The organism is Clostridium gasigenes (genome assembly GCF_900104115.1).
In the GTDB taxonomy this organism is placed as follows: Bacteria; Bacillota; Clostridia; order Clostridiales; family Clostridiaceae; genus Clostridium; species Clostridium gasigenes.
In genome coordinates this window covers 140,699-164,575 of record NZ_FNJM01000006.1, presented here as the reverse complement: position 1 = coordinate 164,575, position 23,877 = coordinate 140,699, and the positions used below count along the sequence as shown (strand labels likewise).

The 23,877-nt window shown below is 27.8% G+C and carries 23 protein-coding genes, 1 riboswitch and 1 other annotated feature; of the genes, 3 read left to right on the top strand and 20 right to left on the bottom strand.

Annotated features, from left to right (window positions below; translation table 11 throughout):
• Nucleotides 1-4: 4 nt before the first annotated feature.
• Entirely contained in the window at nt 5-397 is a 393-nt protein-coding gene (locus BLS77_RS11880) for a cytochrome b5 domain-containing protein (RefSeq protein WP_175490844.1), read from the bottom strand.
• Between the two features lie 92 nt (nt 398-489).
• Nucleotides 490-806: a binding site (T-box leader), on the top strand.
• A 63-nt stretch (nt 807-869) separates the two neighbouring features.
• Here BLS77_RS11880 and asnS point away from each other — a divergent pair.
• On the top strand, nt 870-2,264 hold the full coding sequence (gene asnS, locus BLS77_RS11875; protein ID WP_089969966.1) for an asparagine--tRNA ligase: 1,395 nt from the start codon (nt 870-872) through the stop codon (nt 2,262-2,264).
• Between the two features lie 243 nt (nt 2,265-2,507).
• Here asnS and BLS77_RS11870 read toward each other — a convergent pair whose 3' ends face one another.
• Both BLS77_RS11870 and BLS77_RS11865 read right to left on the bottom strand, forming a co-directional pair.
• Nucleotides 2,508-3,989, bottom strand: a complete 1,482-nt coding sequence (locus tag BLS77_RS11870) for a leucyl aminopeptidase (protein ID WP_089969963.1) — start codon at nt 3,987-3,989, stop codon at nt 2,508-2,510.
• Nucleotides 3,990-4,345: 356 nt separating this feature from the next.
• A complete protein-coding gene (locus BLS77_RS11865) occupies nt 4,346-5,185 on the bottom strand; it encodes a hypothetical protein (protein WP_089969961.1) in 840 nt (279 codons plus the stop codon).
• A gap of 249 nt (nt 5,186-5,434) precedes the next feature.
• On the opposite strand from BLS77_RS11865, the gene BLS77_RS11860 reads away from it, so the two are divergent.
• Nucleotides 5,435-6,037: a TetR/AcrR family transcriptional regulator gene (locus tag BLS77_RS11860; RefSeq protein ID WP_175490843.1), complete on the top strand. Its 603-nt coding sequence runs from the start codon at nt 5,435-5,437 to the stop codon at nt 6,035-6,037.
• Between the two features lie 95 nt (nt 6,038-6,132).
• Here BLS77_RS11860 and BLS77_RS11855 read toward each other — a convergent pair whose 3' ends face one another.
• Both BLS77_RS11855 and nrdG read right to left on the bottom strand, forming a co-directional pair.
• Nucleotides 6,133-6,705 (bottom strand): xanthine phosphoribosyltransferase, encoded by a 573-nt coding sequence (locus BLS77_RS11855; RefSeq protein ID WP_089969955.1) that lies wholly within the window; start codon nt 6,703-6,705, stop codon nt 6,133-6,135.
• Between the two features lie 169 nt (nt 6,706-6,874).
• Nucleotides 6,875-6,976, bottom strand: a riboswitch (purine riboswitch).
• Between the two features lie 49 nt (nt 6,977-7,025).
• Complete coding sequence (gene nrdG / locus BLS77_RS11850) at nt 7,026-7,535, bottom strand: anaerobic ribonucleoside-triphosphate reductase activating protein (protein ID WP_089969950.1); 510 nt, start codon at nt 7,533-7,535, stop codon at nt 7,026-7,028.
• A 282-nt stretch (nt 7,536-7,817) separates the two neighbouring features.
• On the opposite strand from nrdG, the gene BLS77_RS11845 reads away from it, so the two are divergent.
• On the top strand, nt 7,818-8,432 hold the full coding sequence (locus BLS77_RS11845) for a class I SAM-dependent methyltransferase (RefSeq protein WP_089969947.1): 615 nt from the start codon (nt 7,818-7,820) through the stop codon (nt 8,430-8,432).
• A 162-nt stretch (nt 8,433-8,594) separates the two neighbouring features.
• On the opposite strand, the gene abc-f is transcribed toward BLS77_RS11845, so the two are convergent.
• The 15 genes from abc-f to BLS77_RS11775 form a co-directional block, all read right to left on the bottom strand.
• Nucleotides 8,595-10,508: a ribosomal protection-like ABC-F family protein gene (gene abc-f, locus BLS77_RS11840; protein ID WP_089969944.1), complete on the bottom strand. Its 1,914-nt coding sequence runs from the start codon at nt 10,506-10,508 to the stop codon at nt 8,595-8,597.
• A gap of 1,174 nt (nt 10,509-11,682) precedes the next feature.
• Nucleotides 11,683-11,925 carry a hypothetical protein gene (locus BLS77_RS11835; RefSeq protein WP_089969941.1) on the bottom strand — a complete coding sequence of 81 codons (243 nt, stop codon included), beginning with the start codon at nt 11,923-11,925 and terminating at the stop codon, nt 11,683-11,685.
• Between the two features lie 257 nt (nt 11,926-12,182).
• On the bottom strand, nt 12,183-12,464 hold the full coding sequence (locus tag BLS77_RS11830; RefSeq protein WP_089969938.1) for a hypothetical protein: 282 nt from the start codon (nt 12,462-12,464) through the stop codon (nt 12,183-12,185).
• 146 nt (nt 12,465-12,610) lie between these two features.
• Complete coding sequence (locus BLS77_RS11825) at nt 12,611-12,907, bottom strand: hypothetical protein (RefSeq protein WP_089969936.1); 297 nt, start codon at nt 12,905-12,907, stop codon at nt 12,611-12,613.
• 253 nt (nt 12,908-13,160) lie between these two features.
• Complete coding sequence (locus tag BLS77_RS19920; protein ID WP_175490842.1) at nt 13,161-13,337, bottom strand: hypothetical protein; 177 nt, start codon at nt 13,335-13,337, stop codon at nt 13,161-13,163.
• Between the two features lie 191 nt (nt 13,338-13,528).
• Entirely contained in the window at nt 13,529-13,708 is a 180-nt protein-coding gene (locus BLS77_RS11820; RefSeq protein ID WP_089969933.1) for a hypothetical protein, read from the bottom strand.
• 108 nt (nt 13,709-13,816) lie between these two features.
• Nucleotides 13,817-14,245, bottom strand: coding sequence for a CPBP family intramembrane glutamic endopeptidase (locus BLS77_RS11815; protein ID WP_175490841.1), 429 nt, complete (start codon nt 14,243-14,245; stop codon nt 13,817-13,819).
• Between the two features lie 18 nt (nt 14,246-14,263).
• On the bottom strand, nt 14,264-14,545 hold the full coding sequence (locus BLS77_RS11810) for a hypothetical protein (protein WP_089969928.1): 282 nt from the start codon (nt 14,543-14,545) through the stop codon (nt 14,264-14,266).
• 946 nt (nt 14,546-15,491) lie between these two features.
• Entirely contained in the window at nt 15,492-15,899 is a 408-nt protein-coding gene (locus tag BLS77_RS11805; RefSeq protein ID WP_089969926.1) for a hypothetical protein, read from the bottom strand.
• Between the two features lie 186 nt (nt 15,900-16,085).
• The gene (locus tag BLS77_RS11800; RefSeq protein WP_089969924.1) at nt 16,086-17,198 is read right to left on the bottom strand and encodes an HlyD family secretion protein; all 1,113 of its coding nucleotides are present in this window, start codon (nt 17,196-17,198) and stop codon (nt 16,086-16,088) included.
• A complete protein-coding gene (locus BLS77_RS11795; protein WP_089969922.1) occupies nt 17,185-17,682 on the bottom strand; it encodes a hypothetical protein in 498 nt (165 codons plus the stop codon). Before BLS77_RS11795 ends, BLS77_RS11800 begins: the two co-directional genes overlap by 14 nt.
• Nucleotides 17,669-19,939 (bottom strand): peptidase domain-containing ABC transporter, encoded by a 2,271-nt coding sequence (locus tag BLS77_RS11790; protein WP_089969920.1) that lies wholly within the window; start codon nt 19,937-19,939, stop codon nt 17,669-17,671. Before BLS77_RS11790 ends, BLS77_RS11795 begins: the two co-directional genes overlap by 14 nt.
• Nucleotides 19,940-20,198: 259 nt before the next feature.
• Nucleotides 20,199-20,948: a LytR/AlgR family response regulator transcription factor gene (locus BLS77_RS11785; protein ID WP_089969917.1), complete on the bottom strand. Its 750-nt coding sequence runs from the start codon at nt 20,946-20,948 to the stop codon at nt 20,199-20,201.
• Nucleotides 20,949-21,031: 83 nt separating this feature from the next.
• Nucleotides 21,032-22,252, bottom strand: coding sequence for a sensor histidine kinase (locus BLS77_RS11780; protein ID WP_089969914.1), 1,221 nt, complete (start codon nt 22,250-22,252; stop codon nt 21,032-21,034).
• 183 nt (nt 22,253-22,435) lie between these two features.
• Nucleotides 22,436-23,704, bottom strand: coding sequence for a CapA family protein (locus BLS77_RS11775; RefSeq protein ID WP_089969912.1), 1,269 nt, complete (start codon nt 23,702-23,704; stop codon nt 22,436-22,438).
• Nucleotides 23,705-23,877: the final 173 nt, after the last annotated feature.

The window sequence follows — 23,877 nt, the reverse complement described above, 5'->3', positions numbered from 1 at the left end:
GTATCTATTGTTTCAAAGTTCCTACAAGTCTTAATTTCCCCAAAATTTCTTTTTTCCCTGAATGACAACTATTATAAACTTCTGTTAAATCACTTCCAGCTAATATTCCAAAATGAACCCCACCCTTCCAAACAGCAACATCACCTGTATCATAAACACTTCCATTAATAATAACATAGGCTGGCATTCCATCCTTACCATTATATTTAGCTACTTCCTCTAAAGTAAACTCTTTTAACGCTCTTTTAGAAATAGCTAAGTAACTAATTATCTCTTCACTAACCTCACCAATTCGCTTTACTATATTATTTGTATAATCACTTGGATAAGTTGATAAAATTTCTTTTAAAATATCTAATTCTTCAAATTTTTTTTCTAATATATTTTTCTTTGTCATATAACCCTCCAATAACATATTATAGAAGTATATTATGTTTAAAAGTTGCAAATGTTATAGAAGTAGTGTAAAATCTTAAGAAATATTATATTTTTATTACTATGAAGAGAAGAGTACCTATATGGAAGTAGTCTTAGCGAGTAAGGATTGGTGAGAGCCTTATACGAAGCCTTTAGTGAATAACATCTCTGAGTTTCTAACCGAACAAGTGAAAAACGAATCACCTTTTCCTTATGTCAAAGGTGTAATTTCGACTAACAAAATTAAATTTTTTAGTCTCACTTAAGTAGGCTTAGACGGATTCAAACCGTTATTAATTGAATGACATTATTGTGTCAATTTAAGTTGGTCATGTTTTTAATATGACAATTTGGGTGGTACCGCGAAAAATATACCTTTCGTCCCAGGATCTATGTGATCCTTGGATGAAAGGTTTTTTATTTTAAATTATTATATCTTATAGGAGGCAATTATGGAAAAAGTAGTTTTAATTAAATCACTTTACAGAAATTCTGAAGAACATTTATCAAAAAAAGTCAAAATATCAGGATGGATAAGAACTCTAAGAGCTTCAAATGCATTTGGATTCATCGAAATTAACGACGGTAGTTTCTTTAAAAACGTTCAAGTTGTTTTTGATAACAAATTAGAAAATTTTAAAGAAATATCAAAATTACCTATAAACTCATCATTAAAAGTTATAGGTACACTTGTAGCTACTCCGGATTCAAAACAACAATTTGAAATTCAAGCTACAGAAGTTATTGTTGAAGGTATGTCACAATCAGATTACCCACTTCAAAAGAAAAGACATAGCTTTGAATATTTAAGAACAATAGCTCATTTAAGACCAAGAACTAATGCTTTCTCAGCAGTGTTCAGAGTTCGTTCTGTAGCTGCTTACGCAATCCATAAATTCTTTCAAGAAAAAGGATTTGTATATACACACACTCCAATCCTAACTGGTAGTGATTGTGAAGGTGCTGGAGAAATGTTCAAGGTTACAACTCTTGATTTAGACAAAACTCCAAAAACTGAGCAAGGCGCTATAGATTATAGCAAAGATTTCTTTGGTAAAGAATCTAACCTTACAGTATCAGGACAATTAAATGCAGAATGTTTTGCTTTAGCATTTAGAAATGTTTATACTTTTGGACCTACTTTCAGAGCAGAAAACTCAAACACAGCAAGACATGCAGCTGAGTTTTGGATGGTAGAACCTGAAATAGCATTTGCTGATTTAGAAGACAATATGGAACTTTCTGAAGAAATGTTGAAATATGTTATAAGCTATGTTATGGCTGAATGTCCAGAAGAAATGGACTTCTTCAACCAATTCGTAGATAAGGGTATATTAGATAGATTAAACCATGTAGTATCTTCTGATTTTGCAAAAGTTACTTATACAGAAGCTGTTGAAATATTAAAAGCTACTGATAAGAAATTTGATTACAAAGTAGAATGGGGTATTGATTTACAAACAGAGCATGAAAGATATTTAACTGAAGAACACTTTAAGAAACCATTATTTGTTACTGATTATCCAAAAGATATTAAAGCTTTCTACATGAGAGTAAACGAAGATGGAAAAACAGTTGCAGCTATGGACTTATTAGTTCCAGGAATCGGAGAAATTATTGGAGGTAGCCAAAGAGAAGAAAGACTTGATGTTTTAACTAAGAGATTGGCAGATTTAAACCTTAATGAAGAAGATTACTGGTGGTATTTAGAACTTAGAAAGTACGGAGAAACTAAACATGCAGGTTTTGGTTTAGGATTCGAAAGACTTATAATGTACATTACTGGTATGTCAAACATCAGAGACGTAATACCATTCCCAAGAACAACTGGACAATCTGATTTCTAGTATTAAAAAAATATATAACTAGTTTAAATACTCAGTTTAATAACACAACCTAAATAGAAGAGGAAAAGTCTATAAAGCAGACTTTTCCTCTTCTATTTTTAATTATATATTATCCACAATATTAAATTTAAACTAAAGATTTATGTGGATAACTTTTTCAAACTGTTAATTACTTTTATCATGTATATTACTCTAACTTAAGAAAAGTGACCTATAATATAAGTCACCTTCTTTTATCCATAATTATTTACTTTGCTTTTTCTTCGCTAACTCATATAAAGTGCTTACTGGTGCACCAGTTCCGCCTTTAATTCCATAGTCACTTTTTGATGATGACCACGATGTTCCAGCTATATCTAAATGTAACCAAGGTTTATCTTGAACAAATTCCTTAATAAATAAACCAGCTGTTATTGTTCCTGCAAATTTTCCACCAATATTCTTTAAATCTGCTATGTCTGATTTTATAAGTTTCTTATAATCATCAAAAGCTGGCAGTTCCCAAACCTTTTCTCCAGTGTAATCTGAAACTTCTTTAAGTTCTTTATAAAATTCACTATTATTAGTTATTACGGCTGTTGTTGTTTCACCTAAAGCTACTAAAGCAGCTCCTGTTAACGTAGCAACATCAATAATTTCCTTAGCATTTTCTTTTTCAATTATATAATGGACTGCATCTGCTAAAGTTAATCTACCTTCTGCATCAGTATTAAGAACTTCTATAGTTTTCCCTGCCATAGAACCTATTATTTCACCAGGTTTATAAGCATTTCCAGATATTAAATTTTCACAAGATGCTATTACTGTAACTACATTTATTTTAAGTTTTCTCTTTGCAATAATAGACATAGCACCAATAACTGCAGCTGCTCCACCCATATCAGATTTCATAGTATCCATTCCAGCAGTAGGTTTTATTGAATATCCACCAGAATCATACGTTAACCCTTTTCCTACTAATCCTAATATATCTTCTTTATTGTCCTTATTTCCAAAGTATCTCATAACTATAAGTTTAGGCTCTTTTTCTGATCCTTTAGAAACTTCATAGAATGCTTCCATTTTTAATTCTTTTATCTTATCTAAGCCAAATACTTCTATATCAAATCCACTTTCCTTTGAAATTTTAATTGCTTCATTTGCTAAAGTTTCTGGGTATAAAACATTTGAAGGTTCATTAACTAAATTTCTTGCTATTATAACACCTTCAGCAATTTCTCTTCCCTCTTGTATAGATTTAACCATTTCTTCTACAGTCTCATCATTAACCCCATGGGCTCCTATAGAAACTTCAATTTCCTTTGCTTCTTTTTTAGAAGTCTTATATTTATCAAAAGTATAATTACCAAGAACCGCTCCATAAGTCATAGCCTTTGCTATTTCACTAGCTTCTAAAGTCTTAACCTCTGGTATTCTTAAGAACACTTTATTCAACTTTAATTCTATACATTTCTTAATAGCATTACCTGCTACCTTTCTAAAATCTTCTAAAGATAAATTTTCTTCTTTTCCAAGCCCTACTAATATTACTGTTTGTAAAGTTTCATTATTTTCTCTAGTAAATGTATAAACTTCCCCCTCTTTTCCAGCGAATAATTCTCTATCTACTAACATTTTTATAGATTTATTAAGAGCTTCATTAGGTGTAGTTAATTTATTTTCTACTAAATTTACTACTAAGGCATCCACTTCAGCGCATGTCATACTTTTAAATCCTACTTTCATAATTTACCACCTTTCATATATGTCTATATTTATTATTAATTAAATTTACTATACCATAATAATAATCTAGTTAATATCTTTTTCCTCATAATATGTACTATTTTCCCAATAAATTATTATCCTTCATACAATTATAAAAAATATTTATAATTTATTTAATATTTTATAATTTAGATGTATATAAATTCCCTATATGGTTCATACTTAAAAGGTAGATACAAAAACCTGTATAGTACAGGTCCCATCCCCCCATTTTTTAAAAAGCGCGAAAGCGCTTTTTTTTATTTCCTAATCCTTAAATTTCAAAATAAAAAATAACCATACGTAGATTAATCTAAGCATGGTTATTTTTTATTTTACATTGCTGGAGTATTCCCTCTAAAGAAACTTACTTCAGACTTACCTGAATGTAGTTGCCACATATACCAGAATGTATAAGGAATTATTATTATAGCATTAACTAGTCCCCAATTTCTTAATACATCTGCATTAAACCATGATGATGCATCCATTACTGCTGGGAATAAGTTTGGCAAACAAGCTCTAACAATCATATGAGTAGCTAATGTATAAATACGAGCTGTTATATAAAGCTCAGGTCTACCTTTAATAATAGGATATACTTCAGCTGCTAATAGTATACAAACCGAACTTGCAAAGTATTTAGGGCTTTCACCATATACAAAGCATAAGTTCCAAGTAGTGTATAAGAAATTCCAAGCTACGGTTGTATAAGCTACAACTGCACTATTATCTTTAGAACTTAATTTCCAGAACTTCCTCCCATTTGGGAATGGGATAGTAACACATAATAAGAATCCACAAAGTGCATTACCATAGTTAAGTAAACCAACATCTTTCATTGTAGCTTCTGCAATATTTAAGAATAGTACTCCATATAGGAACCAAACAATCCAATCTTTTCTGATTAAACTCCAAAATTTCCCTTGGCGTTGTTCTTCCGAAGATACACGGATCAGACCTACTAGTATAGTTGGTAATATAACACTACATATTTTCGCCCAACGGAACCATCCAACTACCCCTCCCATAAGCCAAAGTGGAAATGTAAGTAAAGAAAGAATCCAGAAGATAGCTGCAAATTTATAATTTTTCTTCATGTATTCAACTATAAATAAAAGTAAAGTAAAGTAAGCTCCCATTGAAATTACATATTTCCAAATAGGAATATCCATTATAAGTCCCCCTTTAAAATTTTTATTAACAGATTTTTTATACATTAATTTAATATTATATGATAATATTAAACATAACGACCGTTCGGTTTAATTACATTATATTCCGTGAAACCCTTTTAGTCAATTAAAAAATCAGTGTTTTTTATATGTAAATGAAATTCTAAAATATCTTTAAATTAGTTAATTTATAAAAGCAATAATTTTTTATGTTATTATATTTATAAATAGAATCCGGAGGTGATAAAAGTGTCAAAGCATGGAAAAGACCGTATAATTGAAGGTGCTAAAAAAATCATCAGTGAAAATGGTATAAACGGTGCAACAATAAGAGGCATAGCAAAGGAAGCAGGATTAAGTACGGGGGCTATATATCATTATTATAGTTCAAAAGAAGAAATACTTTATGATGTTATGAATGTAAGTCTTTCTGTTTCTACTAGAATATCAAATGAATTAAATGAAGGGGTTATAAGTAGAGACCAATCAATTAAAGAAATAAGTGAGAATATATTAAAAAGATTTGAAAAGACTGATGAAAATAGAATTCAATTTTATCTAGCTCAAGAGGCTATACTAGGAGAAATTCAGTTAAGAGAAAAATTTAAAGGTAAATATAGCGAATGGATAGTTCACGTTGAGGAAATATTAGAAAAACTTTATGGCAAGAAAAAATGTAGACTAACACCTGCCATAGCATCAATATTAATTGGAGCTATTGATGGGTTAGTACTTCAGAATTTACTTGGAGTAAATGAAGCATCTACCGAAGAAATTGTAGAAGCATATGATTTAATGATTAGAGAAGGAATACCAAAACTTTTAGACATATTCACTAAACCTTCCCCTTAAATTTATCACTATAATATATGTGAAAATAAGTTCAAACACAAAATAAAAAGTTTTTAAGCCCTTGAATTTCATAAATCCAAAGGCTTAAAAATTTTTTATTTAAATATTACTGAGTTACCTTCAAATCTTTCTATAATTGCTAATGATTCAACTCTCACGCCTTTATCCTCTAGCATCTTTCTTCCAGTTTGGAATCCTTTTTCTATAACTATTCCTATACCAACTAAATTAGCTTCAGCTTGATTCAATATATCTATAAGGCCTTTTGTAGCACATCCTAGAGCTAAGAAATCATCTATTACTAGTATGTTTTCTCCTTTTGATAAGAAGTCCGTTCCCACTCTAACACTATAAGTCTTCTTTTTTGTAAATGAATGTACTTGAGCTTCATAAACAGACTTATCTAGGTTTATACTTTCTGTTTTTTTAGCAAAAACTACAGGAACAAAATCAAAGTATTGTGATACTATTGCTGCAATTCCAATTCCTGAAGCTTCTATTGTAAGTATTTTATCTATCTTTTCATCTTTAAATCTTTCTTTAAACTCTTTTCCTATTTCATTAAAAAGCTTTATATCCATTTGGTGATTTAAGAAACAATCAACCTTAAGGATATTCCCTTCTCTTACTTTACCTTCTTTAAGTATCTTATCTTTTAGTAACTTCATATTAATCTTCCCCTCTTCATATTAGGACTTTCACAAAACAACTAATTAATATGTTAGTCTATTTTTGAAGTCATCTTATATTTATAATCTTAATTTTGAATACTAACACCCAAATATTATCTCTATAAATATATAATTATGAAGATTTACAGATAATATAATTAACTATAAACCTTAATTATATATTCGTAGTTAGGATGTTTTTGGCTTCCCAGTAGAAACGCTTGAACCATATTTCCAAGCATATACGAATAATTTGAAACTTATTTTTATTAATTATAACATCTTTTTCTTATAATTTTCAATAAAGAGTAAATAGACTAGTATTCAATAGTTACTACTTCTCCTTTTTTCAAACTTTCTTTTACATCAATTATTCTTTGATTTGTAGATCCTCTATACTTTAACCCATCTTGAGTTTTTGTTTCATCAAATTTACCATCTACTAAAACATCTAAATTCTCCAAAAGATTTTTCCACCCTAATCTTTTATTAATATTTTCTAATATATATTCAAATGTATATCCTGTATAGCTCCATACATTTAACCCGGACTTTCTAAAAGACTTTGCCATATATGCAAATTCTTCTGCTCTTTCTAAGGGATCACCACCACTAAAAGTAATTCCTTTAAGAATGGGATTCTCTAACACATCTTTAATAAGCTCGTCCATATCTCTATCTTCTCCACCAGAGAAATTATGAGTATCTTCATTAAAGCAACCCTTGCACCCATGTATGCAACCTTGTGAAAAGAAAACCCTTCTCATTCCAGGTCCATTAACCAAACTTTCATATGCTATTCCTGATAATCTTATTTTTTTTTCCACTAATACTCATCCTCTCTTATATAAAAATTATGTATTTACTAATCATTATATCATCTAATTATTCTTTCTCATCATAATTAAATAAACATTAAATCTAATAATACTACTAAATTGATTTTTTCTATTTCTATTTTTAAAGATGAGGTGTATTCTTATAGAATCTAATAATATAATGATCTTTTATTTTGAAAATGCCTAAAAATATAAAGCATTGTACATTAGTCATCATAAAAGATATTAAATTAAAAATATTTATATAAAAATAAGTTTGTGAGGTTAATTATGATAAATTTAGAACTAAATAATATAAAATTAGAATTTGAAACTAGTGATAAAGTATTTTCACCATCTAATATCGATAAAGGTACTTTGGCAATGCTTTCACAAGTTGAATTTAATAAAAATGATAAAATCCTTGATTTAGGTTGTGGCTATGGAATAGTTGGAGTATTTGCAAGCAAATTGATAGGTGCTGAGAATGTAATAATGTGTGATCTATCACCTGATGCTGTTGAATTATCGAAATCTAATGCTACAAATAACGGAATCATAGATTTACAAATAATACAAAGCGATGGATTAGATAATATTACAGACAATAATTTTTCACTTATATTATCTAATCCCCCTTATCACGTAGATTTTTCTGTTCCTAAAAAATTTATAGAACAAAGTTATAAGAGATTAATTACTGGTGGAAAGATGTACATGGTAACTAAACGCAAAGATTGGTATAAAAATAAATTAATTTCTGTTTTTGGAGGCGTAGTAATAGTTGAAATTGATGGCTACTATGTATTTATGGCAGAAAAGCGCAATGAGAAAAAAGTTAAAATTGAAAAAACTAGTACTTTATCTAAAAAACTACAAAGAAAACAGGTCAAAACTCGAAAATAATGATCTCTGATTAGAATAATATTTCCAGGTATAATTTAAATAAAGAAATATAATAACTTTTAAATATATAAGAAAGACATAGTGGTACAAAAACCATTATGTCTTTCCTATCAATTCTTAATAAAGTTATTTCACCAAAAGTATCGAATTCTCAAACCTATTTTAATTTTCACTAACACCATCCATAGTAATGGTTTCCCAGTCTTCCATCATCTTATATAATTGATTTTCTAACTCTTCTTTATTAATATAAAGCTCATTTACCTCACTGTAATTATCTTTTAAAGAACTCATTTCTTCATCTATTTCTCTTATTTTTTCTTCTAAAATAGATATTTGTTCCTCCAACTTAGCTATTTTTTTATCTATCTTTTGACTCTCATCTACTTTTCTCATTACTTTAGTTTTTTCCTTTTTTTCCTTTTTCTCTTCTACAAATTGTACCTTAAGCTTATCTTTTTCTCCTTTATAATAATCATAATTACCCAAGTAATTTTTAAAGGTTTTATTATCAATTTCTATTATTCTACTACTCATTTTATTTATAAAATATCTATCATGTGATATAAAGAGTATAGTTCCTTTAAAATATTCTAATGACTCTTCTAGTGCTTCAATAGAATCTATATCAAGATGGTTAGTAGGCTCATCTAGTATTAATAAATTTATATCTTCATACAAAAGTTTACTTAATTTAAGCCTAACTCGCTCTCCACCTGATAACTTATTAACCTTTTTAAACACATCACTTCCAAAAAACATAAACTTTGATAAATACTCTCTTGCCTTACCTTCAAGTATCATAAAATCTTCTCTAAAGCAATCAACTACAGTTAATTCTTCATCCTTAAAAGTTATATTTTGAGGTAAGTATGCAGATTTTACGCTATCTCCAATTCTAACATTGCCTCCATCTGTAGCTTCCTCCCCTAATAACATTTTTAAAAATGTGGTTTTTCCACTTCCATTCCCCCCTATTAGAGCTGCTCTATCTTTAAAATTAATTAATAAGTTTGACTCATTAAATAGCTGCTTTTCCTCATAGCTCTTACTTAAATTCTTTGCAATTATAACCTGATTCCCTGATCTTTCTACATCATTAAAATCTAGCTTAATATTTTGCTTATCAAATTTAGGCTTTTTTATTTTTTGCATTTTATCTAGCTTTTTTTGTATACTTGCTGCCCTTTTAAAGAATTTGTTATTATCTGCTCTTTGTGCCCAATCTCTTAAATCCTTTATAGTCTTTTCCATGGCTGCTATTTGCTTTTGTTGTTCTTTAAATTGGTGAAATTGTATAAGCATATTATCTTCCTTTTGCTTTACAAATTCTGAGTAATTCCCTTTATAGGTTTCACATTCCATATCTTCTATTTCTATAATTTTACCTACTACATTATCTAGAAAATACCTATCATGAGATACTATAATAACCATGCCTTTATAACTCTTTAAATAATCCTCAAGCCACTCTGTAGCCTTCATATCCAAATGATTTGTAGGCTCATCTAAGAGTAATATTTCTGGGCTTTCTAATAAAATTTTCCCAAGTATTACAGTGGTCTTTTCTCCTCCACTTAATATACTAAAATCTTTATCAAGGAAACTATCATCAAAATTAAGCCCCGTGCATACTTTACTTAATTTTTCTTCCTTCTCATAGCCTCCTTGAATCTCATAACTTTGCTGAATATCGCTATACTTTTCAAGAGTTTTCTCCAACGCCCCTCCTTGTAAGTGTTTCATCTCCTTTTCCATAAACTTTATTTTCTCTTCCATAATTTCAAGTTCACTAAATGCTAATTTCAGAATTTCATTTACCTTAATATTATTATCATACTTATGAACTTGCTCAAGATAACCAATAGACTTTCCTCTAGGTATAGAAATAAAGCCTTCATCATCCCTAGTCATCTTTTCTACCCCTGCTATTATTTTTAATATAGTACTTTTTCCACTTCCATTTACTCCAACTATCCCAACTCTTTCAGTATCATAAATACTAAAACATATATTTTCAAGAACTAGATTTGCATCTAAATACTTCTTTACATTGTTAAACGATAATTCCATCATAATAAATTCCTCTTTTCCTTATTTACTTATATTTTTTTTGCTAAACTCTATTATTTTCAAAGCAAATTAGAAATCTATCTTAAATACTTTCTATTACTCTATATTTCATAAATAAAATATTAAAATATTTTTCAGTAAAATAAAAAGACCATAAGAAGATTTCTCTTCTTACGGTCTAAAACACAAAATCACTCTATTTAATCAAGATAATTAAAAAAATCATTAGAGACTTTTAATGAAATATTGTTAAAAATGGCGCCTACTTTAAGTTAAAACTAATATCAACTTAATTAAAACTAACATTTGTTTAAATTTTTAGACACTATAGTACTCCTATATACGGCATTAAATCTCTTTATCTTATTAAATATAAATATTTTAGTAACGTAAGTTATCTTCTAAGTTGCTAATTCCATAAAAGAGCATAACAAATAGACCTTCCACATATATGTGAAAGTAATACTCCTATAGAACAAATTATTAATTTTTTAAAATTAATATTTAAATTAGCAATTAGTTGGTGTCATAACTTACAGTCCTCCTTAAAATATATTCTTTGGTTATCATACCATATAAAGTAATATAAGTAAATATATTTATATACAATTACTACCAGCCCTTATACATTTAATAATGTCATTTCATCTATATATAGAATATTAAAACTATTAGCTTTATACCAACCTGCTGGGGTAGTTTCACAATCAAAAAGCCTGCTTGCTAACTGCCGTGTAGATAAAAATAAGAGTGTCGCATTTCACGGCCCCCTTGTTTTTTATATTCATTCTTCCATGCAAAGCTAAAATCTATTTTAAAACACAGCTATAACCTGTGGTATTCTAATTAAAGTTTATCATTGAATATCAAATTCATAATTAATTATTTAAATTTAGTATAAATATTAATATCTAATCTTTTTTTACTAATATTAATATAGCTCCTATTAATGTTAAATTGACCTTTTTTCCCTTGCCGCTGTCCGCCTTTGGTGTGAATCTTCAAGGTATGTTCTATCAGGCTTAATTTTCGCTTTAAAATATACATTCCTTTTTTCATTGTCTACTGTTGCATCTTCATCTATGTTAAAGGTATCGTTCCATACTCTGATTGTAGAAGCCCTCCAACCATTATTGAAACTTCATCTCCATTATGAATTCTTGGATTAAATATTATACTAAATAATTTCAGCAACTATTGTTAAAACTATCATTAATATTCCTGATGCAATTGATAATTTCCATATCATATTATTTTTTTTAGAATAAATTCCATTTATCCCACTTCCAATTAACATTAATGCAAACCCTATAGAACTTATTGCTTGCATTTTATTATTAAATATAGTAATTATTGATGAAACAATTGTAACTATAACAATAAATACTATTATCTTTTCTGGTATTATTTTCTTATACATCATATCTCCTTTCCCAAGCTCCTACGAAACTACCTTTTAAACTAAAATTCATTGAAAAACCTGGACCATCATTTTTAGCTCTTATACTTTCCTACATATTTAAACACATGGAGGGCGCGTTTCACTCCCCACTTTCAAACCTGCTATTTATCTAGATTATAACAATAACAAACTTTTTTCTACTTATCTATTTTTTTGCTTGTACATGAAATATTTAAAAAACCCCAAGGGTTTTAACGCGATTTTAGGAGCGTTTGCTACTTATTTTCAAGTATTCTTTTTTCTATCTGATTTTTTATTTTTGAGATTGCTATGAACGAATATGCTCCCATCACTATAAAAATACTTATCATTATACTAAATAACATCAATATCATTGCTCTCATAATCCCATGAATCAAAGATAATACTAGGAATAGTAAAATATTAAACACTATTACTTTCTTAGTAAAATTTTTAACTTTAAGTTCTGCTTCTTGTATCATAATTAAATTATCTTCATATTTATTTTCCTCATTTTGTTTATTATAATCTTTCAAGTACTTTTCCCCCTTATTCCTTATTATATTAATCCCTATTGAATATATAAAAAATATAATACCCGTTATATTTATAACCCATAAAGTAATACTAATAGCTATGCTTTTATTGTATTTTACAACCTTTCTTGGCGCACTCCAATAGTCTAATTATGGGAATCTTTTTTCTTTGAATTAGCTATTATTTTTTCTTTCCTATTTAAAATTAAATAGATAAAAATACTTATATTTACAGGTTTTATAATCCCAATAATTATTGTAGGAATTATATTTTTATATCCAAAAATAGATTTAATTATAATCTCAACACATACTAACACTAATGCTAATATAAAAAATATCAACCTGTTTCTGGTAATAATATCTGCTTTTTTGCAATTAACTATTATTATAGAGAAAACTACTACACTTATCACATATTGAACCAGCATATTTGCTAACATGATTAAACTCCCCCTATCTATACTACCGTCTTTGCTAGTTTCTTATCATTAAGAACCTTACTATCTGTTATTTCATTTAAATTATATCTCTACCTTTTAAAATCCCTACTGGTTTTTAATCACCCTATAATATAACTTTTTTCTAATTTTCACACTTATTCAATTTTTCCCAATATACAAAGTAGTTGAACAACTAAAAGGTATGCCTAATATTATCTAATCACCGTAAAAATATTTTTATTAGTTGCATTATTTACGTTATAGAAATACCTATCATTGCAAATATTAAATATTTTCTTCGTTCTATAATACGTTCATTACTATAAAACTCTGTATCCGTAAGTTTTATTGATTCTTTTTTTATTTGAAATAACTTTTTTAATGATATAATCAAAATAACCATTCCAATTGCTGTAATAATTAACCTCATTTTAAATCTCTCCTTGATTCTTTTCTTAATCTAAAATTCAATATCCGCGCTTATATATTATCCTATCTCGGCTATCTATAAATTGAGCTGCTATCTTACCTATTAAAATATTTCTTATTAGTTTATTATTTTAAATGTTGAATCTATCTTTTTTTTCTGTACTGGAACTTAACCTAGCTATATAAAGCAATCTATTTCTTAAGTATACTAATTAAATTTATTATTACTAGCCCAATCCCTATAACCATCAATATTATAGCAACTATCAATCTTTCTAACGATGATTTCCCAATCATGTTCTCATTTATTCCCATTAGTATGATAATTAGAATAACCCCTATCATGTTAATATACTCATTAGACTTTTTCAAAATATCCCTCCTAACATATACTATATAAAGTAACAGCCTTATTAAACATCCTAACTGCCTAATACCGTAGTTACGTTTATTATTTTATCTCTATACCATACCAATTTTTCAAATTATTATTTTAATAAACATAATTATCAAAGTAATGAAATTCCATATAAAATGATTAATTATTGAACCCCAAATTGAATTTGTATATTCATAAGAAATACCCAATGCAATACCCATGATAAAATAAATTGAAAAGTAAATCAGTTCACTAAAACTCAAGTTATTAAAGCTATTCATAACATGCATAGCTCCAAATAAAAAAGATGAAATTAAGATAGCCTTAAAGCCTCCATAATTTCTTTTTATACTCTTATACACAACACCTCTAAAAACCACTTCTTCAACAATAGGTGCATATATTAATGCTACAAACATAGAATAAAATATATCCGTCTTAAAAGATACTTCATTCTTTACTTGATTTAAAGATGTATTCATATCTATACCACTGATTTTACTAATTACTATAATTAACATCATAAACATACACATAATTGTAAATATTTAAGCTAAATCATTCACCCAATCTTTTGTGAATTTCTCAAATAAATCTTTTATTAAAGGATATGCTAATATTACTGTAATTACAATTATGGCTATATATAACATCAATCGCACAAAAATAATTGTCTCGTGTTCACCAGATCCAATTTCACTTGTAAAATAGCTAGCTATTTTACCATAACCACCCACTATTGCAAATATATAATTCAAACATATCATTAATTTTCTTAGTAATGATATCTCTGAATTATCTGTTATTTCATTTAAATTACAAACTTTCAAGTAGCTCCCCCCCTTTCAAAGTTTCCATAAATACATCAGCTATAAACTCATTTTCTTCCTGCTTTACAAATACAGTATAAGAATCCTCTTTAATCTTTATATCATTTTCAAAGGCATATACTCCTAATTTTTGATATGCAAATTGAAGGTTTTCTTCCCCTTTGGCGTTTTCATCGAAATATGTTTTCTAGCAACAAAACTATATAACAAAGAAAAAGCTACGTTGAAAAATAAAATTTCATCGTAGCTTTCTCTAATTTAATTTCCACATATTGTTCCCAAGAGAACTAGCACCTAAAGGTGCTTTCTAACGATCCTTTGCCATTAGTTTAAATTTCTTGCCACAAGGACAGTATCATAAATAATCACTTTAAAATATCTATTCTACTATTTAAATTTTTTTAGAACTTTATTTATTTTCCAAATAGCATAAACACAACTAATTAAAGTTAAAAAATTTATCGCTATAAGTATATACTTAAAATAATCCATATTGGATAGTCCTCCTTAAAACATCTATTGTATATTACTACACATCTAACTTTTAATATATAAAACTTCTTCAACTTTCCTTATACTACGTAACGCCTAGCATATGCTAACGGATTAATTGTATCCTTATTTGAATTTAGTTCTTCATAATCAACAATAATGTCAACTATTAATTAATCTATACTTTGCCGTGTAGAAGCTCTAACTAGTTTCTCTTTTAAGTAATTAGATGCATTTTCCTATGAATTCATATATTAAAGTTCCTAAATAAAAATATCATCTTAAGAGTATGTTTTTTATCTGAATATAACTCTTACTTTGAATCCTAGTATGAATTTTATAAGTGCAAGGTATTTTAGCCTTTTTACTAAAAAACCTTGCACATTAATAGACTTCTAGCCTCTTATAAATATTTTTGCTACATTAATTATAAATGTCTGATACTTATATATTTCTATGCAAAAACATATGTGTCATAAGATCCATCTACTCTATCTAAAGCCGTTGCAATTGCCTTTCCTACTGACATTCCAGAAAGAGTTAGTAATACATTTACTGCTGAAACTGCAAACTGTATAGCAAAATCCTTTTTCGCCTTCTTTAAAGCTCCTTGTATTCCCGCTACCATTACAGATCTTCCCACAGATGCTAATCTACCAAGCTTCATAGCTGTATTCATTGCACTAAGTGCAGGCACCAAATATATTATGCAATCAATGGCATTCCCTACAGAATTTGTAGAATTCCACCAATTACGTCCAACTCCACCCCCATCAACATACTCCATTTCTTCTCTGTCCATCCCTACATAACTATTTGGTAATTGTAACTCATATCCTCTTTTTAATGCAAATGTACTCATTTTATATTTCCCCTTTTATATTTATATTTTAAAGGATTTCTAGTTCATTGTAAAAATTTCACAACCACCTTATAAGTAAACCTTTATATTTATAGATGCAGTTCATAATTAAATCATTTGATTTTATTGTACTCTAAGCACGCTATGATTATAAAATTTTACATTTAACTAAATCTCCTCTAATGGCTAATTAAATTTAACTCCAATTTGTTCTAATATATATTTCATATAGGTAATCTTTTCATACTTAACTCTTGTTTCTGTTACCATACCTATTGTTAAATTAACCTTTTCACCTTTCGAATCTTCAAGATATGTTCTATCAGGCTTAATTTTTGCCTTGAAATATACATTTCCTTTTTCATTGTCTACGGTTGCATCTTCATCTATGTTAAGTACCTTTCCAGGTATGGTTCCATACTCTGATTGTAAAAGTCCTCCAACCATTATTGAAACCTCATCTCCATTATGGATTCTTGGTCTATCACTAGATGGTAGCATTGTTTCTATAATAAGTTCATCTTCTTTATTTGTTATAGTCCCAACTAAAGCTCCACCTTGGAGTACCATTCCAGTTGTTAACGGTGAATTAATATGAATAATTCCACTACTTTGAGCTAACACCTTAAATTCTTCTTTATTTTTTTCTAAGGCTACTTTTTGTGCTTCTAGTTTTACTACTTCTAAGTCATATTGCTTTCTTTCATTTGTAAAAGCTGATATTGTTTTATAATATTGTTCACTAGCTTTGTTTTTTTGAGTTTTTATATATTCATTAATTTGCTTTTCGTCAGCTCCTTGATCTTTTAAAGCTTGTACATTTACTTCAAATTCTTTTCTTGCAACGTATGCCTCTGATAATTTATTATAAAATTCCACTTCTACAGCATCATTTTTATCGAACTTATTAGTTCCATTAGTCGCATTTTTTTCAGCACCTTTTAACAATTCAATTCTATTATTAAAATTATTAATTTGAGCTATAACTTGCTGCAATTGAAGTTCTGCTTCTATACCATTTGTTGTGAATAGAACATCTCCAGCTTTCACTTCTTTGCCTTCTTCTATAAAAACTTCTTTTATTTCTCCTGGTGCTTTCGCCATAACATATGATTTCTTTTCAGATGCCACTATTCCCTGGCCTTTTATTATAAATGTCTTTACATTTTTATTAGCCCATATTATAGCTACTCCTATTAACACTGTTACTATTAAAACTAAATAATTCATAAACTTTGGTGGTCTTTTATCATAAAGCACTTTACTATCTGTTATTTCATTTAAATTATAGACTTTCAAATAGCTCCCCACCTTTCAAAGTTTCCATAAATACATCCGCTACAAATTCATTTTCTTCCTGCTTTACAAATACAGTATAAGAATCTCCTTTAAGCTTTATATTATTTTCAAAGGCATATACTCCTAATTTTTGATATGCAAATTGTAAATTTTCTTCTTTTTCATTAAATCTTGCAAATAAACAATTAGTAATTCTAATTTGTGATTTAGTGTCATATGGCAAGTCCACTTTATTTATGAAAGTTTTAAGCTGAACCATTAACTTTATAATTATATTAGGTTGTCCACTTTCATCTATTTCTACAGTTGAATAATTTATCATTGGTCCTAGAGTAGAAGTTCCTTTTGATTTTATATAGCTATCCATCATATAAGCTATTTTATCAATATCTATAAGTTCATTTTGACTAATTTCTCTTACTAACACATTATTTAATTTCAAAACCTTATTTTCTCTTATTACTATTTTCTCAACTGTACTCATACTCTTCCCCCTCAAATAAAACTACTTCATTCTCATCAATGTTTTTTGTTACTAAAACTTCTTTTGAATCATCTTCATTTTCAGATTTTGATTTATCTATTTCACCAACTTGGCTTACATATAATTTATAGTAATATCCCTTTTTACTTAAAAGTGTTTCATGATTTCCTTCTTCAACAACTTTTCCTTTATCTAAAACGTAGATAATATCACAATTTCTAATGGTAGATAATCTATGAGCAATTATAAGCATAGTAATATCTTTACCCTTTACAAATAAGGTATTGTATATTTTAGCTTCACTTATAAAATCTAAATTGCTTGTTGCTTCATCTAAAATTAAGAACTTTGGCTTTTTAATAAAGGCTCTTGCAAGTGCAAGTCTTTGTCTTTCTCCACCTGATAAGCCTCCGCCAGCTTCTTCTAAATAAGTATCGTATTTACCTGGTAACTTTTCTATAAACTCTTTGCAACCTGCATTTTCACAAGCTACTTTTACTTCCTCATAGCTTGCATTTCCACAACCTAAAGTTATATTTTCTCTTATACTTCCTGAGAAAAGCTCTATGTTTTGTGGCACATAAGATAAGCTTCTTCTTAAGCTATATAAGTCTAATTCTTCAATATTATAGTCATTTATATTTATTTCTCCTTCTTCAGGAGTGTAGTATTTTAGAAGAAGTTTTGATATGGTAGTCTTTCCACTACCGGATTCTCCAACTAATGCTACTTTTTTACCCTTAGGTATATTTATAGATATATCATTTAATACAGGCTTTCTGCTTCCATATCTAAAAGTTACATTCTTTAAACTAACATCTCCATGAACAGAATCGATTGCTATTTTGTCTATTTCTTCATCTTGTTCCTTTTCTATTTCATAAATTTCAGATATTCTTTTTAAAGAAATACTAGCTTCTTGAATACTTAATTGTATGCTTATTAACCTTCCTATTGGATCCATAAAATATCCTGAAAGAGTTGTAAATGCCATTAAACTACCTAATGTAATATCTCCATTCATTATCATTCTTGCACCTATATACATAAGCACTAAATTACCTATAGTTGATACCCCTCCAGATATAGTCCCTTGTATATTTGATAAAACTCCCTCTTTAAAAGAAATTCTTAAAGTTCTTATATAATCACTTTCAAGTTTTTCCATTGTTTTTTCTTCTGCTGCATGTATTTTTATAGTTTCAATACCTTTTAAGCTTTCTATAATTTGACTGTTTAATTTTGCTCCAGCTTCCATTTGCTCTATGTTTATCTTTTTATATGGATGTTTAAATATATAAATTAACACAGCACTTACTAATGTTAAAATCAAAACTATTATAAATAATGTGCTGTTCATAACATATAAAATCCCTGCTGAAACTACTGCAAGTACTATATCCATAACTAAAGATAATGAAACAGAAGTTAAAATATCTTTTATAGTAAATGCATCACTAAACCTTGTTAATATATCTCCTACCTTTCTACTAGCAAAAAAACTCATAGGTAGTTTGTATACATGTTTAAAATATCCAAGCAATAAAGGAATATCTATTTTTTGTGATAGATATAGTAACATATGTTGCCTTATGGCACCTAATGATATTTGCGTAAACCCTAAAAGTAAAAATCCTATAATAAATGCATTCAACTGATTTTTAAGCTGATATGGTAATATTTCATCCATTAAAATTTTATTGAAAAAGGCTGATGCTATTCCAAGCATAGTCAATAATGCTGACGCTAAAATTGAATATATAAACAGCTTTTTTTGTGGTGTTAACAAGCTTATAAACTTAGATAACATTCCAGTTCCCTTTATTTTCCCTGGATTAAATTCATTATTAGGTACAAGTACCACAATTACTCCATCAAAGGTTTCAAAAAATTTATCTACACTAACTTTTTCTTTATCCCTTGCTGGGTCTAATACTGTAACTACTCCGCCTTTTATTTTATGTATTATTACAAAATGGCTTAAACCTTCTTTAGTAATTACATGTGCTATAGCTGGCAATGTAAATTTTGTTTGAAAACCTTCCTTATCAATTCTTATAGCTCTTGTATCAAACCCTAATCTCTTCGCTCCATCTTCTAGCCCTAGAAGTGTTGTTCCTTTTATGTCAGTTCCTAATATATCCCTAAGCTTTGTAATAGTAATTTCTTTTTTGTAGTACATACACACTGTAGCTAAACAAGCTGCTGCACAATCTGTAATGTCATGTTGTTTTACTAAATAGCTTTTATTCCACATTTTGTCCCCCTAAAATTTTCAATACTTCATACTAATCTTTAATTGCATTGTAATACATTTTTCTCTTTTTATGTTTAAATTGTATCGAAACGCCTATTTTTGACATCAAACTTCCTAATATATATCTATCCCCTTCTTTTCAACATTAAAATTTGTTGTTTTAAAACAAAAAACCACTACAAAATATCTTAAATATTTTGTAGTGGTATCTTTTTAATAGCTACTATAACTTCTCTTTTTTTAATATCTCTAAGATTTTCTAACTTCTATTATCTACCTCTTTACGCGCTAATAAACTTAGCACATTATTTTTATATGTATATCCAAGCTTTGCTTCTTCACTGTAATCATGAAAATTGATACTCCACAGCTTCTCATAATCTTTTATAATAGCATTTATATGATTTATATTTATCACATAAGATTTATGAGATTGCACTAAATCTCTAGAATCCATTTCAGCAACTAAACTGCTTAATGACTTACCCTTTATTTTATATATATTCTTTTTAGTATGTACTTTGCACCTATTTAAACAATATTCTATAAAAATAACATCTCTATGATACAGTTTAATCCTTATATCCTTATCCAAGTTTAAAAAAGTATAATTATCATCTATATCATCATTTTTAATTTCTCTATTGTGATTTAAAAACACATTTATTATTCTACTTATTTCATCTTCATTATAAGGCTTTACTAGATAATCATAACAATGTATATCCTTGAAAGCATTAAGTAAATGCATAATTTCTGATGTAATAAATACTACCCCTGTTAATTCATATCTATTATATTCTCTTATTTTTTTCGCAAGATCTATTCCTGATTCACCCTCTAGGTTTATGTCTAATATAAATAGATTAATATTTTTTTCTTCTAAAATCCTTATTGCAGTAGTAGCATTTTCTGCTGAATAAATATTAATATCTTCAAAGCTTGCCTTTATTATCTGTACTAATGCCCTTCTTTGCACGTCAATATCTTCTACAATTAATATATTCATAGATTCACCCCATCTTACCCCTTTAATATTTAAGTTACCTTCAAAAATAGCTACTCAATACGCTAGTCTATTTTATAATTTTTTTATATGATTATATTAACAACTACCCACTCATCTTCTAATACTATATTTACTTGTCCATAATATTTTCCAACTATTTTCTTTACATTGTATAACCCATATCCTCTATTTTTACCCTTTTTCGAAAACCCTAGTTTTGAGAAGCTACCTAGCTCTGATATATTTATATCTTCCACAGTATTTTTTATTGTTACATGTTTTCTTTCATTAATATCTATTTCAAGTTGAATTTTTTTTCTAATTGATTTTTCGCATGCTTCAATTGCATTATTTAATACATTGCTTAGTATTACTGTTAAATCGGAACTTTCAATATTCAATTTTTTAATATCACCCTTTATATTAAAAGTGAATTCTATGCCTTTCTCTTCACATTCTAATATTTTACTATATATTATTGCTTTTATTATCATATTATCTATCGATAACACTTTATTTAAATCGACTTCCTGGCTTATAATTTCCATATATTTGTTAACTTCTTTTTTAGCTTCTATTATATCTGTACTTAAATATATAATAGAAGTAATTGTATTAAGATGATTTTTATACTCATGCTGATTACCCTTTATATGTTCAATCAACCCATTTACCACTTTATTATATCTATAAGAGTTTTCTATTTTTTCCTTTTCTATTTTTATTTTACAAAAGGATTTATAATAATACGTATTTAAAAATATTATTAAAAATGTCAAAATAAATATCTCTATTAATATTACTTCATAATCTATATTAACAATATCAATCAACTTTATTATTGTTAATAAAACTAAGATATTAATAATTACACTTCCACATATAGAATATTCCATTACTAATTCGTCTACATTAATTTTTTTCTTTTTCAATATGATTTTCATTACTATAATGCTAAATACACAAGCAATAGCGAACCTAATAATTTCTATTCTATTATCCATATTATATTGATTATTAGCAAAAAATAATCCTCTAACTATAAAAATAATTGTTTTACATATCATTAACCTTTCTAAACTTATATTTAATTTCTTTTTAAGCACATAACTAAGTACTCCTACCTCAATCAATGTTATTAAAATAAAACTTTGCCAATGTGAACCAATAAATCTATTAATAACAAGAGCTACCACTAATATTAAAGATATAATTTTAAATATATCTTTAATATTTACTTTAAATAGCTCTTTATAAAGTATCATAATAAATATAATTGTTAATGAATTTACTATATCTCTCATATCCTTAGTTTATCCCCCATCGCCCTTTTCTCTACTTCATTAATAGTTCTTTTATTAATAATCGACCCTTACCAATACCTTGTTTTAACAATTGCACTATTTGCACTATTTTAGCACATTATACACAATAGTGGAATTTTTTAATATATATTGCCTATTAATTCATCAAAAATCTACTACTTTTTATTCTTTTACTTTTATTTTCTCATTATACTTTTCTATAACGCCCTTTGTTCTATTGTAAGATTCCACAACTCTTTTCTTTCCTTCTTCTGTAAGATATTCTGCATCATTTATAGTTGCAGGCACAACTTCATAAAACAGCTTGTCCTTCTTCTCGTACCAGTTAACCCATGTTGGTATATAAGTTGGTGTTTCTACTACAATTTCATTACTTTCCAAATTTTTAGTTATGTTAACTGACACTATTACCCCATCTTCTGTATATGGATTTTGTATTCTTTCAGTTCTTTGACTTGATAAAAAGTTTCCCATTGAATAAATTACAGGAGTTTCACTTTTTCCATCTGAAGACTTTAATATATCTATTGGTTGAAGGGAATGAGGATGTGTCCCAAATATTATATCTACTTTTTCATCAGCTAAAAATTGTGCTATTTTCACTTGCATAGCATTTGGCTCTAACTCATATTCATCTCCCCAATGCATATAAAATACAATAACCTCTGCTCCATCAGCTTTCATATTTGCTATTTGCGCTTTCATATTTTCTAAATCCCAATTTAAATTATCAGGATGAAAACTATTCATTAAAGGTAATATATCTTCTGGTATAACAATTCCATTTAAGCCTCTTTTATTATCTGTTGCAGTCATAGTGTATCCATAAGATGTTATCCCCATCTTAATTCCTTTTACATCTTTTATTACATACCTTTTATCTTTATCCGTTGCTCTTGTTCCTATTACATCAAAACCTTTATCTACTAGTGTTTGTCTTGTTCTTTTATATCCTTTAACATCTCTATCTAAAGCATGGTTATTCATATTAGCAACAACATCAATGCCCGCCATTTTCATTGCATCAGCTAAAGAATCTGGTGAATTAAAAGAAGGATATCCTGAGTATCCATAATTCTCTTTTCCTGCTAAAGTTGTTTCTAAATTTGATATTGTTAAATCTGCATTTTCTAAGTATCTTTTTATATATTGAAAATTATTGTTAAAATCATAGCTATCTTTTGTAGCGTCATATTGAGTATCTAAAATCTCTTTATGAATTAACACATCACCGGTGGCAACTATTTCTATAGTTTTTGTTTTTTCCACTTCAGGTTCCTCAATGTTTTTTATAACAGCTTTATCTTCTTGTTGGTTTTTATCTTCCTTAGGCTTATTTCCAAGTACCTTATCAACATTGCCTACACTAAGTCCTAATAGTACAACTAACATAAGTCCCATTATTGCTGATAGAAGTTTTTTATTTTTCATTTCAACACCCTTCTTTCAATTTATTTAATTTATTTAATTTATCTTAATTATATCAAATATATATATTATTACCCATAATTATTTTGTAAAAATTTACAATTTAAATAAAAATAAAAAAATTCAACTAATTATTTTTATAATTAGTTGAATTTTAACTTTCTAAGGAATTCTCT

What these genes read in the sequence shown, in the direction of transcription:
- BLS77_RS11775 (WP_089969912.1), bottom strand. Translation starts at nt 23,704, where the DNA reads ATGAAAAATAAAAAACTTCTATCAGCAATAATGGGACTTATGTTAGTT.
- BLS77_RS11880 (WP_175490844.1), bottom strand. Translation starts at nt 397, where the DNA reads ATGACAAAGAAAAATATATTAGAAAAAAAATTTGAAGAATTAGATATT.
- BLS77_RS11795 (WP_089969922.1), bottom strand. Translation starts at nt 17,682, where the DNA reads ATGAGTACAGTTGAGAAAATAGTAATAAGAGAAAATAAGGTTTTGAAA.
- BLS77_RS11835 (WP_089969941.1), bottom strand. Translation starts at nt 11,925, where the DNA reads ATGTATAAGAAAATAATACCAGAAAAGATAATAGTATTTATTGTTATA.
- BLS77_RS19920 (WP_175490842.1), bottom strand. Translation starts at nt 13,337, where the DNA reads ATGAGGTTAATTATTACAGCAATTGGAATGGTTATTTTGATTATATCA.
- asnS (WP_089969966.1), top strand. Translation starts at nt 870, where the DNA reads ATGGAAAAAGTAGTTTTAATTAAATCACTTTACAGAAATTCTGAAGAA.
- BLS77_RS11870 (WP_089969963.1), bottom strand. Translation starts at nt 3,989, where the DNA reads ATGAAAGTAGGATTTAAAAGTATGACATGCGCTGAAGTGGATGCCTTA.
- BLS77_RS11790 (WP_089969920.1), bottom strand. Translation starts at nt 19,939, where the DNA reads ATGTGGAATAAAAGCTATTTAGTAAAACAACATGACATTACAGATTGT.
- BLS77_RS11825 (WP_089969936.1), bottom strand. Translation starts at nt 12,907, where the DNA reads ATGTTAGCAAATATGCTGGTTCAATATGTGATAAGTGTAGTAGTTTTC.
- BLS77_RS11785 (WP_089969917.1), bottom strand. Translation starts at nt 20,948, where the DNA reads ATGAATATATTAATTGTAGAAGATATTGACGTGCAAAGAAGGGCATTA.
- BLS77_RS11855 (WP_089969955.1), bottom strand. Translation starts at nt 6,705, where the DNA reads ATGAAGTTACTAAAAGATAAGATACTTAAAGAAGGTAAAGTAAGAGAA.
- BLS77_RS11845 (WP_089969947.1), top strand. Translation starts at nt 7,818, where the DNA reads ATGATAAATTTAGAACTAAATAATATAAAATTAGAATTTGAAACTAGT.
- BLS77_RS11815 (WP_175490841.1), bottom strand. Translation starts at nt 14,245, where the DNA reads ATGTTTATGATGTTAATTATAGTAATTAGTAAAATCAGTGGTATAGAT.
- abc-f (WP_089969944.1), bottom strand. Translation starts at nt 10,508, where the DNA reads ATGATGGAATTATCGTTTAACAATGTAAAGAAGTATTTAGATGCAAAT.
- BLS77_RS11805 (WP_089969926.1), bottom strand. Translation starts at nt 15,899, where the DNA reads ATGAGTACATTTGCATTAAAAAGAGGATATGAGTTACAATTACCAAAT.
- BLS77_RS11780 (WP_089969914.1), bottom strand. Translation starts at nt 22,252, where the DNA reads ATGAGAGATATAGTAAATTCATTAACAATTATATTTATTATGATACTT.
- BLS77_RS11865 (WP_089969961.1), bottom strand. Translation starts at nt 5,185, where the DNA reads ATGGATATTCCTATTTGGAAATATGTAATTTCAATGGGAGCTTACTTT.